The 21,021-nt window shown below is 44.4% G+C and carries 13 protein-coding genes; 6 read left to right on the top strand and 7 right to left on the bottom strand.

The genetic code is table 11. The annotated features are described in order from the left end of the window. Positions 1-42 precede the first annotated feature (42 nt). Together K9M52_RS11205 and K9M52_RS11200 are read right to left on the bottom strand one after the other, a co-directional pair. Positions 43-2,880 (bottom strand): family 43 glycosylhydrolase, encoded by a 2,838-nt coding sequence (locus K9M52_RS11205; RefSeq protein WP_224068517.1) that lies wholly within the window; start codon positions 2,878-2,880, stop codon positions 43-45. A gap of 7 nt (positions 2,881-2,887) precedes the next feature. Next, positions 2,888-4,228, bottom strand: coding sequence for a glycoside hydrolase family 27 protein (locus tag K9M52_RS11200; protein WP_224068516.1), 1,341 nt, complete (start codon positions 4,226-4,228; stop codon positions 2,888-2,890). A 628-nt stretch (positions 4,229-4,856) separates the two neighbouring features. Between K9M52_RS11200 and K9M52_RS11195 the strand changes: the two genes are divergently transcribed. From K9M52_RS11195 to rsgA, 4 genes are all read left to right on the top strand, one after another. Then, entirely contained in the window at positions 4,857-5,273 is a 417-nt protein-coding gene (locus tag K9M52_RS11195) for a cytochrome c maturation protein CcmE domain-containing protein (protein ID WP_224068515.1), read from the top strand. Positions 5,274-5,350: 77 nt separating this feature from the next. Next, positions 5,351-7,810, top strand: coding sequence for a cytochrome c biogenesis protein CcsA (gene ccsA, locus K9M52_RS11190; RefSeq protein WP_224068514.1), 2,460 nt, complete (start codon positions 5,351-5,353; stop codon positions 7,808-7,810). A gap of 53 nt (positions 7,811-7,863) precedes the next feature. Continuing rightward, complete coding sequence (locus K9M52_RS11185) at positions 7,864-8,154, top strand: hypothetical protein (RefSeq protein ID WP_224068513.1); 291 nt, start codon at positions 7,864-7,866, stop codon at positions 8,152-8,154. Between the two features lie 438 nt (positions 8,155-8,592). Beyond that, positions 8,593-9,519 (top strand): ribosome small subunit-dependent GTPase A, encoded by a 927-nt coding sequence (gene rsgA / locus K9M52_RS11180; RefSeq protein WP_224068512.1) that lies wholly within the window; start codon positions 8,593-8,595, stop codon positions 9,517-9,519. Positions 9,520-9,616: 97 nt separating this feature from the next. On the opposite strand, the gene K9M52_RS11175 is transcribed toward rsgA, so the two are convergent. From K9M52_RS11175 to K9M52_RS11160, 4 genes are all read right to left on the bottom strand, one after another. Continuing rightward, the gene (locus K9M52_RS11175) at positions 9,617-10,126 is read right to left on the bottom strand and encodes a gamma carbonic anhydrase family protein (protein ID WP_224068511.1); all 510 of its coding nucleotides are present in this window, start codon (positions 10,124-10,126) and stop codon (positions 9,617-9,619) included. Positions 10,127-10,150: 24 nt separating this feature from the next. Continuing rightward, a complete protein-coding gene (locus K9M52_RS11170; RefSeq protein WP_224068510.1) occupies positions 10,151-11,071 on the bottom strand; it encodes a phosphoribosylaminoimidazolesuccinocarboxamide synthase in 921 nt (306 codons plus the stop codon). A gap of 103 nt (positions 11,072-11,174) precedes the next feature. Next, complete coding sequence (locus K9M52_RS11165; protein ID WP_224068509.1) at positions 11,175-11,921, bottom strand: CDP-alcohol phosphatidyltransferase family protein; 747 nt, start codon at positions 11,919-11,921, stop codon at positions 11,175-11,177. Positions 11,922-12,008: 87 nt separating this feature from the next. Continuing rightward, positions 12,009-13,301, bottom strand: coding sequence for an aminopeptidase P family protein (locus K9M52_RS11160; protein ID WP_224068508.1), 1,293 nt, complete (start codon positions 13,299-13,301; stop codon positions 12,009-12,011). 470 nt (positions 13,302-13,771) lie between these two features. Between K9M52_RS11160 and K9M52_RS11155 the strand changes: the two genes are divergently transcribed. Then, positions 13,772-17,206 (top strand): BspA family leucine-rich repeat surface protein, encoded by a 3,435-nt coding sequence (locus K9M52_RS11155; RefSeq protein WP_224068507.1) that lies wholly within the window; start codon positions 13,772-13,774, stop codon positions 17,204-17,206. Between the two features lie 637 nt (positions 17,207-17,843). Here K9M52_RS11155 and K9M52_RS11150 read toward each other — a convergent pair. Continuing rightward, the gene (locus K9M52_RS11150) at positions 17,844-18,875 is read right to left on the bottom strand and encodes an Rpn family recombination-promoting nuclease/putative transposase (protein ID WP_224068506.1); all 1,032 of its coding nucleotides are present in this window, start codon (positions 18,873-18,875) and stop codon (positions 17,844-17,846) included. A gap of 581 nt (positions 18,876-19,456) precedes the next feature. Between K9M52_RS11150 and gltX the strand changes: the two genes are divergently transcribed. Further along, entirely contained in the window at positions 19,457-21,016 is a 1,560-nt protein-coding gene (gene gltX / locus K9M52_RS11145; RefSeq protein WP_224068505.1) for a glutamate--tRNA ligase, read from the top strand. Positions 21,017-21,021: the final 5 nt, after the last annotated feature.

Genomic DNA, 21,021 nt, shown 5'->3' with positions numbered 1-21,021 from the left:
GTCTAAGTTCAACATATTTTATGTATCACTTCTTATCTATACTTACAGGGATGGCATCACTGGTTTTATCAATCCATCATCATTAAATTCCAGTTTGTCTATGCAAACCTCTCTATGATATCCGGCTGAACTTCCCATGTGGATCGCATTGGGTCGGCGGAAGCGGTGATATACGATATACCACTGATCTGTTCCCGGCACCTGAATCACTGAATTGTGCCCCGTTCCGTATATTCCCTGCTCTGGTCTTTTCTGTAAAATTAAATTGTGTTCCGGTATCGTGACAGGGCCCTCAGGACTGTTCGAATAACCGTATCTTACTCTGTAATCCTCACTTCTTGTGTCATTCTCAGACCACATAAAATAGTACCTGTGGTTTCTGTAAAACACATAAGCTCCTTCTCTATAAGTCCTGTCCGGTGTTATAGTCCTGATCGTCCTTTTTTTCAATGACTCCATATCTGCGTTTAATTCAGCCACCTTCAAATAACCATTGCCCCAATACAAGTAATCTTTACCACTTACAGGATCATGGAATACATCAGGATCGATCTCCTGTCCCCGTTCTTTGTCTTTAGGAATGATCGGTTGCCCCTTATCCTTAAAGGGCCCGGTGGGGTTATCGGACTTGGCCACGCCGATCTGTTGTCCAGCAACAAAATAATAATAATATTTGAAATCATCACCAGCCTTCTTTTCAATGACGGTGGGTGCCCAGGCATTTCTGTGTGACCAGGAAACATCCTTGTTCAGATCCAGAATCACACCTTCATCCTTCCAGTGTTTCAGATCATCAGAAGAAAAAGCTTTAAAATAAGTGCCGCTCCAACCCTCAAATCCGTCACTGGTCGGATAGAGATAATACTTCCCGGTCTTATGGGAATAAAGTATATCAGGATCTGCGTAATAGCCCTCAAGCACTGGGTTGTTCTTATTATCAAACGGAACGTAACCGGGATCCGCACCTGCCGTCGTCATCTGGATCTTCTGAATAGTCCCGTCCGGATTATAATTCAGGTATTCAGCACAGACAGAACGGCTGAAGCTGCCACCATCTCTCTGGATGGCACCATTATGGTAGATAAAATACCATTGCCCTTTGAAGAGCAGGATAGCCTGATGATTGGTGTTACAGTTACCGGCGATCTCATTGATAATTCCTTTATACGTATAGGGCCCGTCTATATGGTCGGCCATCGCATAGGCGGTTTTCTCCGGAAATCCTGTGGAGTAACTCAGGTAATATTTTCCATTATACTTATGTACCCATGCGGCCTCTTCGAAATCAAATCCCTCAAATTTCACTTGTTTGACCGGCCCGTCGATTTCAATCATATTTTCTTTCAACTTAGCATAATAGCATTCGCCGTTGCCCCAGAAAAGCCATGCCTGTCCATCGTCATCTATAAATACAGTCGGATCCAGACAGGCCCAGCCATGGGAAGAAGCAAAGCAATCCTTTTTCGTCAGCAGCGGCTTACCGATGGCATCTTTATAAGGCCCCTCCGGGCGGTCTGCCACAGCAACGCCAATGCCTGACCAATTGGTGCAGATATACCAATAATACTTCCCGTTTCTTTCGATCACCTGACCGGCCCACGCATCTTTGCTTTTTGCCCAGGAAAATGTCTTTGAGTTCATGGGTGTCGGATACTCGGTCCAGTGTTTCATATCGGTCGTGGAAAACGCCAGCCAGTCTCGCATGTGATACCCTTTCTGTCCGCCGGCCGCGTCCCGGCCGGTAAACAGCCAAAGCGTATCTCCGACCACCAGGGCCGCCGGGTCAGCCGTAAATTCATGGGTAACAATCGGATTCCCGTTAGAAGAAAAATGATATCTGTCGGTGGCAGTAGCCGGACGAAGCAGTTCTGCCGGCACGCCTTGCCATTTGCGCTGCAGCCTTCTGGCCTCTTGCCTGCTGATGCTTATAATACTGCCATGCCTGGGGTGAAAGTTCTTGGTAAAATACTGAGGCGTTTTAGTAAATTTGAACAGATCACCCGATTGCTGGTAACCGTAGCGGCCAACACCATAAAGATCATACATCAACACGTATTTATCAGAATGGTTTAATTTAAAAACACTGGAGCCCTCTACACTGGTATCTTTATCCGAAAACGCATCCAGATAACCAGGCAACTCCTTCCAGGTTCCCCATAGCTTTTTACTGGTGGCCTGTTTAATCCCGTTTTTAATTTCCTTACCTGACTCATCTTTTGTATTCCCTTTAAAGAAAAAATGATACAGGCCATCCTTATATATAATATCGGCGTCTATGCCACCATACTGGGGGCTGAATAAAAGCCTGGGCTCAGACTCGAATCCGGTAAAATCTTCATTTGCGTAGGCACCATAGAAATCCAGTTTTTCATTGCTATTGAACCTTACGGTAAAATAAACCAGGTATTTGTGTACCAATGGATCATAGATCGTCTGAGGTGCCCAAACCCATTTTATATCACTAAACTTCTTAGGGTATAACTTTGATAAATCAATTACTGTATGTTTCCAGCGTAACAGATCATCCGAATGCATCATCACGATTCCGGGATTATGCGACCATCCGTTTTTTACGGTGTGCATATCGGTAGCTACCAGGTAAAATTGTTTGCCATCCTCGCTCCTTAAAAGGTGCGGATCCCGGATACCACCTGTTGCTGCAATCGTATCTGAGCCAAGTATGGGTTTATTCCCGTTTAGGGCTGACCAGTGGACCGCATCTTCACTTACGGCAAAACGGAGTGCTTCCTGATCTGCCCCCCTGCCTTCAAAATAGGCAAACAGGTATCCATCCTCAGGCAGCGTGACCTGTGCACATAATGAACGGCGGGCTGACACGAAACAGACCAGTACAATAATAAAACACTTTATACATCTCATAAGTCGCTTATTTATCTTTTATGCTCAATAGTTTACAGGCATGCGGAGCCAGTGTAACAGAAATACTGTCATGGACTTTCCCTTCTTTTTTTCCACTCCATATATCCGTCAGGATTGCAGAGGTCATTCCCAGTTCAGACAGAGGCACCGATACAGTTAACGGGGAAGCCGTACCTGATATATTGAACAAGGCAAGATAATGCTCCCCGGTTTTCCGGTTGACAGAAGTGACGGCGAGTTTACCGTCTTTTTGAAAAAGCTGTCTGACTTGCGTCCCATTGCGGTGCATTTCCAGGGCCGCTTTATTGGTTAAAAGAGAACTTGTGAAAGGATCCAGACTCGGCAAGTCGCCGCCGAACATCAAAGGCGATTTGAAAATCAAAAAGAAGCTCATTAAAGAATATTGCTCCTCTTTTGTGAGCCGGCTCATCCGGTCGGCTCCTCTTTCACCACGGATAGCAATCCGGCCCAGCGGGATCATGTCACAGTCAGGCCAGGTACCGGGGCGAATATACGGGTACCACCGCTCCGCCACCTTCATCAGATGCGTTATATGTGGCCAGGTGTCCCAGACATCATCCACCATCCGCCACATATTGGCGTGGTTCATTACATGTGTGGCTTTCACGATCGGCGTCTCGCCAGGTGAAGTGCTCAGCACGATAGGCCTGCCGGTATGATCGATAGCCTTTCTGATCATTTCTATTTCTGCCTGATGATAAGGTCTGGAAAGGTCATCTACTTTGATAAAATCGACACCCCATGAAGCGTAAAGTTCAAGGATCGAATTATAATATGCCTGTGCCGCTGCCGCAGTGCTGTCAATCGTATAATTATCTTTTAGCCATTTGCATTGCCCTTCGGCATTATAGATCTGATCAGCCGTAAACGTCGTGCCTTTGATGGGCATTTTTCTTGCCACCGCTTCTTTAGGCACACCCCGCATGATATGAATACCAAACTTCAGGCCTTTGGCATGGATATAGTCTGCCAGCGCCTTGAAACCTTTACCTTCCCCGGCAGACGGGAACCTGTTTGCAGCCGGAACGTACCTCCCGAATCTATCCAGATTATAAACCGGATCTGTCTGGTTATAACCACCGGCCTTGTCATTGGATACATACCACCTGATATCCACAACGATATACTGCCAGCCAAAAGGACGCAGATGCGTTGCCATATAATCGGCGTTGGCTTTTACTTCCTGCTCAGTTACAGTAGGTCCGTAGGCATCCCAGCTATTCCAGCCCATTGGCGGAGTCTTTGCCCATGTTTTAAAATTTTCCTGCGCCTGTAGGGACAAGCTTGTCATCAGTATTATTACTGCAAAAAAAAAGTATTTTCTCATTTTTGACGATTGCCTATGTTAACCAATATACTGCTCAGTGTGCCACTTTGTTAATCAACTCTGACTCCGAAGATAACCTATATTTGTACAATTGACAAATATTAATTTAACCGCCATTCGATTATTTATAATGAATCAAAAAAGTCGTTTATTTACATAGATTTTGCATATCCCACATTCTCGCCTTAGCTTACGTGTTTCCATCGAAATGATTATCCGGACAATGGCAGGAGCAAAGCCTGTTTATCGATAATTTCTATCAGAAACTCCCTTTAATCGCAGAAATGTAGCCTTTATATTAATTGTTGTCATCTGATTCTGTTACTTCCGTTTTGTGACAATGGCACTATTTTATCTTGGGGGTATAAAGCAAAGTTATAGGGGGAAAGAAGATAAGACTCTGATAATCTAATCCTTACAAGACTCTGGTTGGATCTGTAACAGATATTAAGGCTTATAGACATCCCCGCCATTTTCTTGTCCTGAAACGGGATTTAGTCTGAGTTTCAAGGATTAGTTAATTCGGCCATCTCAGTGCCGTCGTAAAGGCGGTCAACCACATTTTTGCCTTACCTTTGCGCCAGAAAATTAAGGTTTAGGAAGACTATTTCATAAACTCTATTCAGATATGAAGAAATTAAATATCGTTGTGTTGGTCGTCATAGCAATTGTAATCGCGTTGCTGATCAGCCAATTGGGAGACTTCTCCACTTATGAGACCATTAAATCAGCGCAGGCGAAAGAAGGAAAGACTGTTACGGTCATCGCAAAACTGGATAAAAACACGGTCAATTATGATCCGGTCAAAAACCCTAATTATCTGACTTTTCAGGTAACCGACACCCTCGGTGACCGGATGCCTGTCGCCTACTATTTTGAAAAGCCCACAGATATGGAGAAAAGCGAAAGAATTGTCTTGAAAGGCAAAATGGACAAAGAAGGCATTTTCCAGATCCGGGAACAAAGCGGCATCTTGCTCAAATGTCCCTCTAAATATAAAGATAACCCGAATGCGATGAAAGAAGACTTCAGCGCAAGTAGATAAGATTAGTGTCCGATTCTACTGCCTGTTTAATTCAGGCGTTTCTTTTCAATTCACAGTTCTACATACACTCTCCAGACATGACCTATACAGGTGAACATCTTTTACCCGGCCAATTGGGACACTTAGCAAGTATCGTTTCTCTCGTGGTCTCCCTCATTGCAACGTTTGCATTTTTCAAGTCCAATAGAGCTGTTATCCCGGAGGAAAAGAAAAGCTGGCTCCGCCTGGCAAGGATCGCTTTTTTTATTGAAACCGCGGCCGTTGTCATTACCATCGGCTGTCTGTATTATATTCTTTCCAATAACCTCTTTGAATATTATTATGCCTGGAGCCATTCCGACAAAACCCTGCAGCCGGAATATATATTTGCCTGTTTATGGGAAGGTCAGGAAGGCAGTTTCCTGCTCTGGACCTTCTGGCATTGCCTGCTGGGTATCATAGTCATATCCAAAGGCGGCAAATGGGAAGCCCCTGTCATGTCCGTGGTAAGTTTCGCCCAGTTTTGCCTGGCCACCATGATTATCGGAATCTATGTATTTGGTTTAAAAATTGGCAGTGACCCCTTTCTTTTAATGCGTCAAAAGGGCATATTGGACAATGCGCCGGTCTTTATTGACCAGGCCACCGGTCTGTTCAAGCAAGACTACCTGAAATTCCTCAAAGATGGCCAGGGGCTTAACTCCACGCTTCAGAACTACTGGATGGTAATCCATCCTCCCATTCTATTCCTTGGATTCGCCTCTACGATTATTCCTTTTGCCTTCTGTTTCAGTGGCCTGCTGAACAAGGATCATAGCTGGACAAAGCCTGCGGTGTCCTGGGCAGCCTTCAGTGGCGGTATACTGAGTCTGGGTATTATGATGGGGGGGGCCTGGGCCTATGAGAGCCTGAACTTTGGCGGTTACTGGGCCTGGGACCCCGTGGAAAATGCGTCAATGGTCCCCTGGCTGATCATGGTAGCCGGCTTACATACGAATCTGGTTTTCAACCATTCCAGGTATTCACTTAAGACCACTTATATCTTTTATATTCTGTCATTCAGTTTTATTCTCTATTCTACTTTTCTAACCAGGAGCGGAATATTAGGTGATACCTCCGTTCATGCTTTTACCGGCGCAGACATGAGTCTGCAACTTATTTTATTTATACTGGTGTTCTTCATTCCGGCCCTGTGGCTGTTCTTTAAGAATAAAAAAGACATGCCTACGGTAAAAAAAGAGGAAGAGCTGTATAGCAGAGAGTTCTGGATGTTTATCGGTTCTTTGGTTTTATTTCTTTCCGGCCTGATCATTATCGGGCAGACATCCATGCCGGTTTTCAATAAAATATTCGGCACCAAGATCGCTCAACCGGAGGATGTGCTGTTCTCCTATAACAAACTGCAGATCTTTATCGCTTTTGTTATCGGTATACTGACGGCTATCATACAATTTTTCAAATACAAGAAAACCAACGGGAAGGAGCTGGGTAAACGACTGTTGATCCCCACCATTATTGCACTGGCCCTCACTGTCATATTTTGTCTGATTCTGCAAATCGACTATTATGACCATGGCGCCGGGTTCCTGGTAGCTATTTATCTGGCCACGTTTGCAGCGGTCTATTCAATGGTAGGTAATTTCAGCTATATTTTTGCTGTGCTCAGTGGCAAGATTAAAACTGCCGGAGCCAGTGTCGCACATATCGGCTTTGGTCTATTATTGTTCGGCGTTTTGATTTCTTCGAGTAAAAAACTGATCCTCAGTCACAATACGACAGGCATCGCCTTGTTCGAGAAAACAGATGATGAAGATCCGGCGGAAAACATTACGTTATTTAAAGGTATTCCCATCGATATGGGTAAATACATGGTAACCTTCATGGGCGATTCCATGAATACCCGGGACAAGCAAAGAGTATTTACCATTCATTTTAAAGGGAAGACCAATGGCGAGGAATTTACCCTCCATCCCTACTGGCTGAAAAACAACCGGCAGGCAGAAGGATTTGGGGCAACACCCGATTCCAAACACTACTGGAACAAAGATATATATACCTATGTTTCTTCTTGGCAACAGGAAGGCATGGATACAGCCACTTTCAGGCCGGCAGAGCTAAGAGTCGGAGATACCACTTTTTACTCTAACGGCATGATTATTTTGAATAAAGTGGATATTACCCAATCGGCCACCAAAGCGCTGGGACAGGATTCCAGCATGGTCATGGGCCTGGATATGACGGTCGTTGCCAGGGACGGCTCAAAATTCCCGGCCAAGCCCTCCGTGGTGATCCGAAATGACAAGGCGGACGTTATTACGGATACGGTACTGGCCCAGGGCCTGGTGCTCAAATTCAACAAAGTATTGAATGATAAGGATGGAAAACTGGAAATCGGGGTCAAAGAAAGTAATACGCTGAACGACTCACTAACCCTGAAAGTCATCGAATTTCCATTTATCGGCGCGCTCTGGCTAGGTGTAATTGTTATGGTAATCGGCTTCTTTATGAGTGTTTACCAAGGCAGCCGCAAATTAAAAAAATCAGGAACGGAACGTTAGTTTATCTGTTCTTACCTTCGTAATATATCTATTGAGCCTTAAATAATGAAGCTATGGAAAAGAGGATAAAAAATACAGCCGGAAACAAATTGAACAGCGTCACTAAACCTGTCTTTTTAAGCATGTCCTTTCTTCTGTTATTACTTATTCTTGGCACTTCTCAGCTGATGGCTCAATGTGCCCTTTGTACTAAAACCGCCCAACAGCTGGGGGATGGCCCGGCTGCCGGCCTTAATAAAGGCATCCTTTATCTGATGTGTATCCCGCTGAGCATCCTGTCTGTTATTGGATATAAATGGTATAAAAAGGAAAAACTAACCAGAGAAATGGAAGATAGTCAGTAAAGGTTTCCTGTCGCTTCGCAGCCTTTCCCGGCAAAGTTAATCCGGGGTTTGGATATGGTCTTTATCACAGGGCTGCTTAATTCGGGTGGGGGCTTTTTTTATTTCACTGCTAAAACCGTCTGCCGGGATTGATGGTCAACGTACCGGCTACAAATATTTTCCTTTCGTACACTTAATGCGAACATACTGTTGGGAGGAAATCCGCCCAGCCAGGTATCCATGAACCGTCGGTAGCTTTCGGTGGTTTATGGGTACAGCTAAAGAATGGCAGAGCTTTTGTATTATCCGTCATCGGCACCAGGCAGTTTTCTGTCTGTCTGAGTCAAATCCCACGGTAATCAGTATCCTCCTTTGCAGTAAAAATTCTCACTACCCGGTTGTTTTCGGTGCATTTTCAGGCAATTGTAATATCTTCGTATCCACAAAAGCTTACGACCATTGCAAGCGATCGTCTATAAATCTACCGGGAGCTGGTATCTCGTAAAAACGCATGATGGCAAATCATTTAATGCGCGTATCAAAGGCTCCATGAAACTGGGCGGTATCACATCCACCAATCCCATCGCAGTAGGCGATCTCGTAGAGATTATACCTGACACAGAAAGTGAACAATCTGTCGTTATTACAGAAATCAAAGAACGGGATAACTATATTGCCCGCGTTTCTCCTCATAACAAGAACCAACACCACATTGTCGGCGCGAATCTGGATCAGACCTTATTATTTGCAACACTCAGAAATCCCAAAACCTCCAGCGGCTTTATCGACCGCTTTTTAATTTCTGCGGAAGCCTTTCACGTACCAGCGATTCTGGTCTTCAATAAAATTGACATCTACCGGAAAAAGGAAATCGACCTGCTCGAGATCTATACGGATCTTTATAACAAGATTGGCTATAAAGTCATGTTAATCAGCATGGAAACCGAACAGGGCTTAAGAGACCTCAAATACCTGCTTAAAGACAAGACGACGCTGATCAGCGGTCATTCCGGTGTTGGCAAATCAACGTTTGTCAATACCGTTCATCCTGAGGTATCTCTCAAAACAGGGGAAGTCAGCGGCTGGAGTGGCAAAGGAATGCATACGACCACGTTTTCAGAAATGATCGATCTACCTTTTGGCGGAAAAGTCATTGATACACCCGGTATCAGGGAATTTGGGGTCCTGGATATCAGTCGTCAGGAGCTCTCCCATTATTTTCCGGAAATGCGTGCCCGGATTCACGATTGCAAGTTCAACAACTGCCTGCACCTGGATGAGCCGGGATGCGCCATTACAGAGGCTGTAATCAATGGGGAGATTGCAGAAGAGCGCTATATCAGTTACTGTAAAATACTAGATACAATATCCGATAAGAACTATTGATTCATGCTGTTTTATTCTCCTTTGATGACCTTATAGCACAAAGACGGATGTTTTCTCACCCGTCTTTGCCATTATCAGTTTGATATAATCCATATGACTATTTCTGGTACCAGCTGGTATAGAGTAAATAGTTCTCTGCGATTCTTTCAATCTCACCTTCCAGCAGATCCGGAGAAATCTCCCGGATTTTCTTGGCCGGAACGCCTGCATAAATACAACCTTCCTCAACAATGGTATTTTTCAGCACCACTGCCCCCGCAGCAATAATAGAATTTTTATGTATTGTTGCACCGTCCATAATAACAGCGCTGATGCCCACTAAAACATTATCGTGGATCGTACAGCCATGAATTACTGCATTATGGCCAATAGACACATTACTGCCGATAACTGTTTTCGATTTTTCGTAAGTGCAGTGGATCACTACATTATCCTGAATATTTACTTTACTACCGATGGTAATAGAGTTGACATCGCCTCTAACCACGCTGCCAAACCAAAAACTGCAGTCATTGCCTGCCTTTACATCGCCAATTAAAGTAGCTGTAGGCGCTATATAGGCGTTTTGGCCTAATTCCGGGGTTTTATCTCTTACAGTAATTATCATAATGTTTTATTTTGACGTTAATTATTATTGCCCCAATTCTTTATTGATGGCATTAAGTACCTGCTGTTCTGACCAGTCCTGTGGCAGAAACTTCTGACCGGTTACCTGCTCAAATAGCTCGATATATCTTTTAGAGATGGCATTCACCCAAGTGTCAGTCATTTCAGGGACTGTCTGCCCTTCTTTCCCCATAAAGTCATTCTCAATCAGCCATTCCCGTACGAATTCCTTGCTGAGTTGTTTTTGTCTTTCACCGGCCGCCTGGCGGTCCTCAAAACCTTCTTTGTAGAAATACCGGGAAGAGTCGGGAGTATGGATTTCGTCCATCAGGTAAATCTTACCCTCTAACAGACCAAACTCGTACTTGGTGTCTACTAAAATCAGTCCCTGCTTGTCTGCCATCTCCCGCCCACGCCTAAACAATGCCAGGGAATAGGCAGCAAGCTGTTCCCACTGGTCTTGAGAGGCAAGGCCGCTGGCAATAATTTGTTCCTTAGAAATGTCTTCATCATGGCCTTCATCCGCCTTGGTAGAAGGAGTAATAATCGGCTCCGGAAAAAAGTCATTTTCTTTCAAACCTTCCGGCAAAGCCACCCCACAAAGCTCACGCAGTCCACTACTGTATGTTCTCCATGCATGTCCGGTCAGATTACCCCTGACGACCATCTCTATTTTGAATGGGGTGCATTTCCGACCCACAGAAACATTGGGGGCTGGTGTAGCCTGCAACCAGTTAGGACAAATATCGCGGGTGGCATTCAGCATATAGGCGGCCACCTGGTTTAAGACCTGTCCTTTATATGGAATAGGTCTGGGAAGAATCACGTCAAAAGCAGAGATGCGATTACTCGCCACCATGACAAGGCGGTCCGAACCGATAAAATAAACATCTCTCACCTTTCCCTTGTAAAATCCGGATTGTTCTTTAAAATGAAACTGAGGCATAAAGGACTATATATTGAATTGTAAAAATAACGGAATTGTTTTAAATCCGGTGGGTGATATCTGTAAAACGTTGGTTAAACAATGATTATACAAGCATGGACGATCAACTCTTTCGTATCAGTATCAGGGACAGCAGAGTATATACCAGAAACACGACCGGAACCGCCAGCCAATGAAGAATCAAACCACAGATAACCGCAAGCACAAACAATAAGAACTTAGGCCAGTTCTGAACAAATGATAAATTTTTAAACTTCAGGCTCATCATAGGAAGTGTAGAAACCATCAAAAAACTGACGATAAAAATCAGCGCATACCAAAAGACCGGTAATTGGAGTAATCTCTGAACAGCGTTAAAGCTGCTGCTCAGATAGATGAGCGGAAAAGAAGCAATGAGAATGCCGCCGGCAGGTATAGGCAGTCCTTCGAATTCTGTAGAAAAGCCGGTACCGAGATTAAACCTGGCTAGCCGGTAAGCACCGGCGCAGGGGATGAGAAGCGCAGGAAGAAGGTACCAGTAATTCACGGATACACCTCGTGTTGCTGCAAAGCTGATTTGCAGAAATTCATAGAGAATAAGCCCCGGTGCCAGGCCAAAACTCACCAGATCAGCCAGAGAATCCAGTTGCTTCCCCATTTCCGAGGAAGCAGCTAATAGCCGGGCAATCAAGCCGTCCAGAAAGTCCACCACAGCTGCCAGACAAATAAACATTGAGGCCGTCTGCATACGCTCCACCGCATCCTCATGTCCGCCCGACAGACCTGCAACCCCCTGCAGAATTTGTATGACCGCCAGACAGCCAAATACAAGGTTCAGTAATGTAAAACAATTGGCAATATGTCTTCTCATGCAAACTTTTTAGATATACAAAATTACAAATAATTTTCCCTGAATAACCGGCTGGATATCCTTAAAAGGAACATCCATATTACTATTTTACTTTCTTTTCATGAACTTCTCGATCTCTTCTGCCGTAATAGGAATATTCTTCATCAGATCCTTATTGCCGCTTCTGGTAAGCAGATAATTATCCTCAATACGGATACCGGTCTGCTCTTCCGGAATATAAATACCGGGCTCGATCGTTAATACGGCGCCTGCTTTCAAGGGAACATGCCGGTCGCCCAAATCATGTACATCCACCCCAAGATGATGAGAAATACCATGATATAGGTATTTCCTGTAGGCTTTACTGTTGGGATCTTCATTTTTAACATCCGCCTTAGACAGCAGTCCCAGTTTGATAAAGATTGTGGTAGCCTGCTCTCCTACCTTCTCATGGTACTTGTCCAGTGTAATACCCGGCTTTAAGATAGAGGCACAATATCTATGCAGATCCAGGCATCCGTTATAGAGCTCTTTTTGCCTTTTGGTAAACTTCCCGTTAACCGGAACGGTTCTGGTAAGATCCGCATTATAACCGCCATAGCGGGCACCAAAATCCATCAGGACCAATTCTCCTGATTCACATTTCTGGTTATTATCGATATAATGCAGGATACGGGCACGATCGCCACTGGCAATGATACTGGGATAGGCCTCACCACTCGCCCTGTTGCGCAGGAACTCGTGTAAAATTTCGGCTTCAATCTCATATTCATAAACACCGGGCTCAATAAATGCCAACAACCTTCTGAAAGTCTTGTCTGTAATGTCTATGGCTTTTTGAATCACCTCTACTTCGTAGGGAGTCTTGACTGACCTCAACCTCCTGATGATCTGCGCACTGCGCAGGTATTGATGTAAGGGATAGCGCTGTTTCATCTGGCGGATAAAACGGTAATCTCTGGTGGGCACCCCTACAGCGCCCTTATCATGTTCATTGGTGTTGAGATAAATATTTTCTGCCATATGGATCAATCCGGCTAAATATGTATCCAGTTCATCAAGCCAGATTACGGTTTTAATGCCGGAGATCAGTTGTCCTTCGGCTACTGTCAGACGGTGCCCGATCCATTTTTCTTTCAATTCGTTAGGACGGATAAGCACCAGCACTTCTTTCCAGGCCGGGTCAGGATGATCAGGAAACAGCAGTAGCATGGTATCCTCCTGCTGGATACCCGTTAGCCAATATAAGTCACTGTTCTGGACAAAATTATAGGTAGCGTCGGCATTAGAGGGCATTTCATCATTGCTGTTAAAAATGGCGATACTGCCTCCTTTCATCTCTTTTATAAAACGTCTTCTGTTCTCTGTAAACAATGCACTCGGTAAGGGAAAATGCTTCATGGTCACGAATTTTAATTGAATAGCACAAAACTATTGAAATATACATGAATTTTCGATCCCACCAGTAATGATGATACATAAATTGCCAGGCACAAAAATATATTTAGTGTATGGCCTCCCCCATCAGGGGGATGTTTATCTTAATTTACCGGCGCATCTTTGTTACGCAAATTGCAAAAAGACTGTTTAACATTTCCATAATCGCTATGAATTCAATTATTGTTATAATGCCGGGGCGTTTATTGCATACCGACGTCTCATGTTTCCAATATATAAGGTACTATAATTCGCTGTTGCCTTTAAAGAGGGCCAGTAGAGGCATAGTTTATAATTTTTCACCGGGAGAAGGAAGTTAATAAAAAGACACCCGTTTCAATTATAAAAGGCCAATTATCCACCCGGTTGCGTAAGCGGCTGTAAAAACAAACCATTTTTCCATTTTTGGACTCCATTTTCTATAATCATTTATCATGAAAAAAATTTTACTTCTCCTATTGCTCATTTGTGTTTTTGCATCAGGAACTAAAGCCGATTGGCTGCCTGCAGTGCCGTTAGGCGTGAAGACAACCGCGCCCATCACCGATGGATTTGTGACAACCTGGAAAACAGATGCTGGTAATCAAACAGTAGTCATTCCGATCAATACTGACTATGCTGCCGAATATGACTATAATGTTGAGTGGGGAGATGGCAGTTCTTCCGCCCACCAGACAGGAAACGCTTCACACACTTATAGCACCCAGGGTATCTATACGGTAACCATTACAGGGGCGTTTCCCGCTATAGAAATGAGTAATACACTAAGTACGCCAGGCAATAACCAACGGCTGGTGACTGTTGAAAAATGGGGAAATGGTACCTGGAAAAGCATGGCCTTCGCATTTAGATATTGTCCGAACCTGACTAAAGTCGCTAATGAGAACGGGCCTTTTTTTGCACCGGGGTGCACGCTCTTCGGCATGTTTCTGGAATGTTCTCGGCTGAATTGTGACCTGAATCTATGGAATCTTACCAACGTAACTGATATCGGACAAATGTTTCAAGGAGCCTCTGCTTTTAATGGAGATATTTCTGACTGGGATGTCTCTAATGTAACAAACATGTCCCGACTGTTCGATAGGGCACTGAATTTTAACGGAGATATTTCCGGGTGGAATGTATCAAACGTAACGTCGATGACAGGCATGTTTCAAAATACACCATTTAACGGCGATATAGGAAACTGGAATGTAGGCAAAGTCACTAATATGACTAGTATGTTTTATCTGGCACCGGCATTTAATCAGGACATCAATAGGTGGGATGTATCCAATGTGACGAACATGGCTTTCATGTTTTTCAATGCGCCTGCCTTTAATCAGAACCTGAATAGCTGGAATGTGTCAAAGGTCACAAATATGGCCTATATGTTTCAGGGGGCTACCGCTTTTAACGGAAATATTCAATCCTGGGATGTATCGAAAGTGACCGACATGAGTTTCATGCTTTCTGGAGCGGTCGATTTTAACCAGGACATAAGCGGCTGGGATGTGGGTTCGGTCACTTCGATGATGGGGATGTTTGACGGTTTATCCTTATTCAATCAAAATATAAGTGGATGGAATACAAGTAACCTGACCCAAATGGATTATATGTTTAATCAGGCCTCTTCTTTTAACCAAAATATCGGTAACTGGGATGTGTCGAAAGTTACTTCGATGAAAAATCTTTTTGAAGGCGCCGCTGCATTTAATCAAAATTTAGGAGGCTGGCAGGTGTCGCTTGTCAGCAGCATGGACAAAATGCTGGACGGAACCGCGCTATCGGACGCAAATTATGAAGGAACTCTTGCCGGCTGGGCCGCGCAAACGGTAAAAACCGGCGTCATCCTAGGCGCCGCCGGACTTAAATACTGTTCCAACACTGCCCGTCAATCGCTCATCAATAATAATGGATGGCAGATATTAAACGACCGCCAGGCCTGTCTGGTGCCGGCAATTCCTGACGGCGCCGGGATCGTATATGTCGATAGTGCAGTGGCTGTTCCGGGGGACGGTAGCAGTTGGGCGAATGCGTTGAAGTATTTATCCAATGCTACAGAATCGGCCAGGACGAATACCGCTATTAAAGAAGTCCACATTGCCAAGGGTTCCTATTATCCGGCAGGAGATAAAAATATTGGGTTCAGTGACAGCGCCTTCGTGATTACTAGACCCGGTTTAAAGATCGTAGGTGGTTATTCTAATGGTGGCAATCAATATGATAGCAACCTGTATCCCACCGTATTAAGCGGGGACATCGGACTGCCGGCAGACACCGTCGATAACACCCGAAACGTACTAGTAATAAATAATATACCCAATAGCCCAGATAGCCTGATTCTGGATGGACTTACGATAACAGGGGGGAATGCCATACTCGATATATTCCATCCGGATCCCGAAAACATAAGAATTGCCGGAGGGATTTGTATAAGCAGTGCGTTTGCGAACACCGTTATCCGCAATTGCCGGATAACCGACAACTATGGAATGGCTTGTTCCGCGATGTCGATCGCGGGCTCATTCGACGCATATTTCGATCCCAGTCTGAGGGCCACGCCGCAGATCATAAATTGTATATTTAATAATAATAAGGTAACGCCGATGGAAGGTCTTTTCGCTCCAGGGATAGGCAGCACCCTCGTTACCTCGCAGGCATCGCCCTCTATAATTAATTGCGATTTTACTGACAACAGAGCCATTATAGGCGGGGTATTGTCGAACTCAAACGGAGCGCCAGTACTTTATAACAGTCGTTTTTTGCGCGACACTGCGCTTTTATTGGGCACAATTTATAATACACAAAATTCTGGAATGGTCTTAATCAATTGCTCCATTTTAGACAATGTTAGTTACGGCACAGTGCTTCCGACGATGGGACCAGACCTATCAAATACATTTCGCAGCGCAATGCTGGGCAATGACATCCAATCGAATATCAGTCTAATTAATACGACCATTGCCAATAATAAGAGTCTGGCGCTACCGGCTGTCGGCAGGCCTTTAATTGCTAATGTCAGGGAATCTTTCGCATTTATAACCAACAGTATTATCTGGGGTAATGCGACAAATACGATTCTGGATTCCCTGGCTTCAGCACCCTCAAAAATCTCCTATAACTTAATCCAGGGACGGGCGGCAGACCCTGCCAACCATATCCTGGACGGCAACTCAACTGAGTCTGTTTTTGCCGATACGGCTGCTGGCAATTTTCAGTTAACCGTTACCAGTGCTGCAATAAATGCCGGACTGAACGATTCGCTGATAAATGCGATCGCAACGTATTTGCCAGTGGTTTCAGGAAATGGGCTTGATCTCGTAGGAAACGGCCGTATTAACGATGGCGCGATTGATTTAGGCGCTTATGAGTTTTTCAGTTCTTCACCTCTTCCTGTGAAATTGAAACATTTTTCCGGAACACTGAATGGCGGAGTTGCCAGCCTTACTTGGGAAAGTGGTAATGAAGAAAATTTAAACGCATATTCCATCGAAAAGAGTCTGAATGGAAAAATCTTCCAAAAACTCGCCACAGTCAAGCCAACCGGCAGCAACAGCCATTATTCATACAAGGCCACACAACTGGACCCTACTGCATATTACAGGCTGAAGGTAATCGATATGAATGGAAAGCTTAATTACAGTTCAACTATTCAATTATCACAAAATGTGACACAAGGCTTAATATTATATCCAAATCCAGCTAAAAACTATATTCATATCCGTCTTCAGAATGGCAACACGATGCGTATATACAATGCCGCTGGCGTGTTCATTAAAGCGGTAAGTCTTAAAGCCGGCGACAACAAAATCGAAATCAGTCAGTTTGCCAGCGGTATGTACTTCGGAACGATCGATGGTCAAAAGCTACAATTTGTCAAACAATAAAAGAAAACCGCTTGACAGCATTTCAATTTGCAAGATTTGCTAAAATTGACCAATCCGGGACGCACATCAGCATTTTTGGGTACAATAGCTTTGCTAGTCGCAATTAGACACTCTGTCTATTGACGCCTTCATCTATTGTTTATTGCCCGGCTGCGATCACAGTCGGGTAATATTTTTAAACCTTCGCTGAGTGTATTCCGGAGCAGCATTTACATCTCTGTTATGTTCGGTATCACAAGGATGGCATGTACAGGCTTTTTCTGCCAAACTCAGGTTTTCTTTTTTTCTCCCCGCAAACGTAGCAGGTTTTAAAAGAAGGAAAGAACCGTCCAGATCTAACAAAGTGCTGGCCATACCAGTCGTATATACGTGCCCTTTTGAGTCAGTAATTTTTTCAGGTGAAAATGCCAGATAAGAACGCCGCTGCCAGGCAGTGATCTTTCAATAAAGTCTTCACTGAAGTACTTTTTTACTGCGGCAGTGTCCTGAACTTTGACAATGTCAGTAGTTATCCAATTTTTAAAACGATCTCAGCGTTGAGGTCTTCAATAAAATACAGGGAGAATATTGAAATGCGCCGAGCCATTCTCCCTGTATTTTGCCTAAAACAATTTCCGCTATTAGCTCCATGACACCTTTAGGCCCCCGCAGGAAACACCGATCTTACCAGCCGTTCTTCAATACCTAATTGTGCGGCTGCCTCCTGAATGCTACAATTTGGGTTGAAGGAGATAAAAGATTTAATGATATTTTTTATCTTATTCATCCATATCGCTCTTTCTTCTGCCTTTGCTTCTCTAGCCAGGTCTTTCTGGTAGTTTTCCCAAAAGAAATCTTCTAATTCTTCCATTTTTGTTCGATTTAAATTTTTAGCAATTTTTATTACCTGATCAAAATAACCTTCTTTTAAAAACGCCGGTATTCTTTTCAGCTTATGAAAATTATTCAGTAGATACAGCCATTTATCCCTTTCCGAATAGGCTGCCTGCCTGACTCTGCTGGCTTTCCTGAGGTCTATCAGCATCTTCCAGTCCCGGCCTGTCAGCAGGTCCTGACTGTTTTTCGGATTCATACTTACATATTCATAGATACAGCTGTCAGAAGCAGGTCTTTCCAGATCAAAATCAGCCATTCCCAGAACAAAAACAGATACCTGGTTGTAATCCCAGTCACTGCTTTTTTTTGGAAGCGTTGCGCGGAGTTTTCCGTCATACAGCGACAGCCGTTGATTATAAAAATCCTGATAGCGCCTTTGCATTTCTATCAAAAATACATCGCCGGTCTTCTGTGACTGCCAGACAGTATCCGGACAGACATTTCTGCTGTCTTTGGTACTGCCTGTGAGCGTAGTCGTTTTTAACTTCAGGTCCGTGACCTCAGTCAGGTGCCCCCAAAAAGCTTTGATAAAAGGAATCGCAACCTGCTTCGCATAATCCTGGTCACCTAACAGCATTTTAAAAATCACATCCTTTTTAAGGTTTTCCAGCTGCTCCTTAGACGGAGACCGACCTGGCTGGATGAGTTCATCCTCTTTGCGAAACTGCGGCCGCACATCCCTTCTCAGGGGGCGCTCCCGTACCTCACGGTTGGTCAGTCTGCCAAGCCTGTCCACAACAAGTCCATAAGGAACTGAGGCAGATGGGGTACTGGAAACTATAATATTATCCATGGCATATAGATTTTATACAAGGCACTTATTTAAAAGTGTCTGCGATTAAAAAAAATGGTAATCCGGCAAGAATTGTAGGTTATAAAACCGCAGTAAAATAATCTGATTGATGGCAACAATCCAGTTATTCACCGCTGACACAAAGATAGTATAATAAATTTAGCAAAACCAAAAAAATATCAAAAATCTCATAAAAAAGATAAAAAAATTAGTGGGCATCACTGAAACTAAAAAATGCCGCCAGAAATCCCTGCAAACGGCCATCTGAAAGTCTGTAAGGATAGCAGATGCCACGGATCTGGAAGGGCTGACACATTAAGAAATGTAACGTTATCCAATACACGCGGCAGGGGTCGGCCTGGGCAAGGCTGACGAAGGAGGCATTTTCATTCATAGGGTGGGCTCCTCGTGCAATGAAAGCAATCTTGAAATAGCTGTGAGATCGATGTTATTCCTAAGTTGGGAAATCTTGGCCGGAACTCAGGCAGGGGGCATAAACTTTAATGCGTCAGCCCCGTACTTTGCGTAGCGGCTTCCAACGAATCGTCTTATCTTTGTGCCTTATGGACAACATAAACAATATGAGTAATACTAGTAAAAAAGTCAGAACCCGGTTTGCGCCGTCACCTACGGGAGGCCTCCATTTAGGCGGTGTACGCACCGTTCTTTTCAATTATTTGTTTACCCGTCAAAATAACGGGGAATTCATCCTGCGTATAGAAGACACAGATCGCACCAGGTTCGTTGAAAGTGCCGAAGCATATATTTATGAAACGCTAGCCTGGTGTGGGTTATCCCCTGATGAAAGCCCGGCAGCCGGTGGTCCTTATGGGCCCTATCGCCAAAGCGAAAGAAAGGACCTTTACAGACAATATGCAGACCGGCTGATCCGGGATGGCTACGCATATTACGCTTTCGACACGCCTGAAGAGCTGGAAACCATGCGCACGGCGTATAAGACGGAACAGAATCCATCGCCACGTTATGACAGCACATTACGTGATAAAATGCGTAATTCGCTCACCTTAAGTCAGGAGGAAACAAACAAATTACTGGAGCAGGGAATACCATACGTGATTCGTATAAAAGTACCGGAAAACGAAACGCTCCGTTTCACCGATATGATTCGCGGTGAGGTGATATTCAACAGTTCCGAAACAGATGATAAAGTTTTGCTCAAGGCAGATGGTATGCCGACCTATCACCTGGCAGTTGTTGTAGACGATTATCTGATGAAGATCACACACAGCTTCAGAGGAGAAGAATGGCTGCCCAGCGCCCCTGTTCATGTGCTGCTCTGGAAATATCTCTTCGGATTGGAGAACATGCCCACCTGGGCCCATTTGCCACTGATTATGAAACCTGATGGCAATGGTAAGCTCAGTAAAAGAGACGGAGACCGGTTAGGGTTCCCGGTATTTGCCATGAACTGGACCGATCCCAGGACCGGCGACTTCACCAAAGGATACCGAGAGCTAGGCTTCTTGCCGGAAGCCTTTATCAATATGCTGGCTGTTCTGGGCTGGAATGACGGTAGCGAACAGGAATTATTTTCTATGGACGAATTACTGGACAAGTTTTCCGTCGAAAGGATTCATAAAAAAGGTGCCAAATTCAATTATGAAAAGGCTCTCTGGTTCAATAAGGAATGGATCAAAACGCTGCCTGCAGAAAAACTGAAACCTCATGTTGAGTATTGGCTAAAAAATGCGGGGATCGATATTTCAGGGAAAGAAGCAGCGCTTACAACGATCATTGACCAGGTTAAAGACCGTTGTACACTCCTGACTGATTTCGTAGAACAAACTGCATTCTTCTTCAAAGCACCTGAGCAGCTGGATCTGAATGCCATCCTAAAGAAATGGGATGCGCAAAAGAATACGTTCTTTGTGGAACTGATTCGCGCCTATGAACTGGCCCCGGACTTTACACCAGAGCATCTGGAGCATACGTTTAAGGAAATTGCGGCTGCCAGCCAGCTGAAACCGGGGGAGTTAATGCTTCCTTTCAGGATCATGCTGGTGGGTGGTAAATTCGGACCGCATGTTTTCGATATCGCGGCTGCCATCGGCGCCCAACAGACCGTCAGCCGCATTAAATATGCGCTTGGTCTGCTGGAAACCGGTAACAGCGGGCAATAATTCAA

The organism is Arachidicoccus terrestris, from assembly GCF_020042345.1.
Taxonomy (GTDB): domain Bacteria; phylum Bacteroidota; class Bacteroidia; order Chitinophagales; family Chitinophagaceae; genus Arachidicoccus; species Arachidicoccus terrestris.
This window is presented reverse-complemented; position numbering and strand designations above follow the sequence as displayed.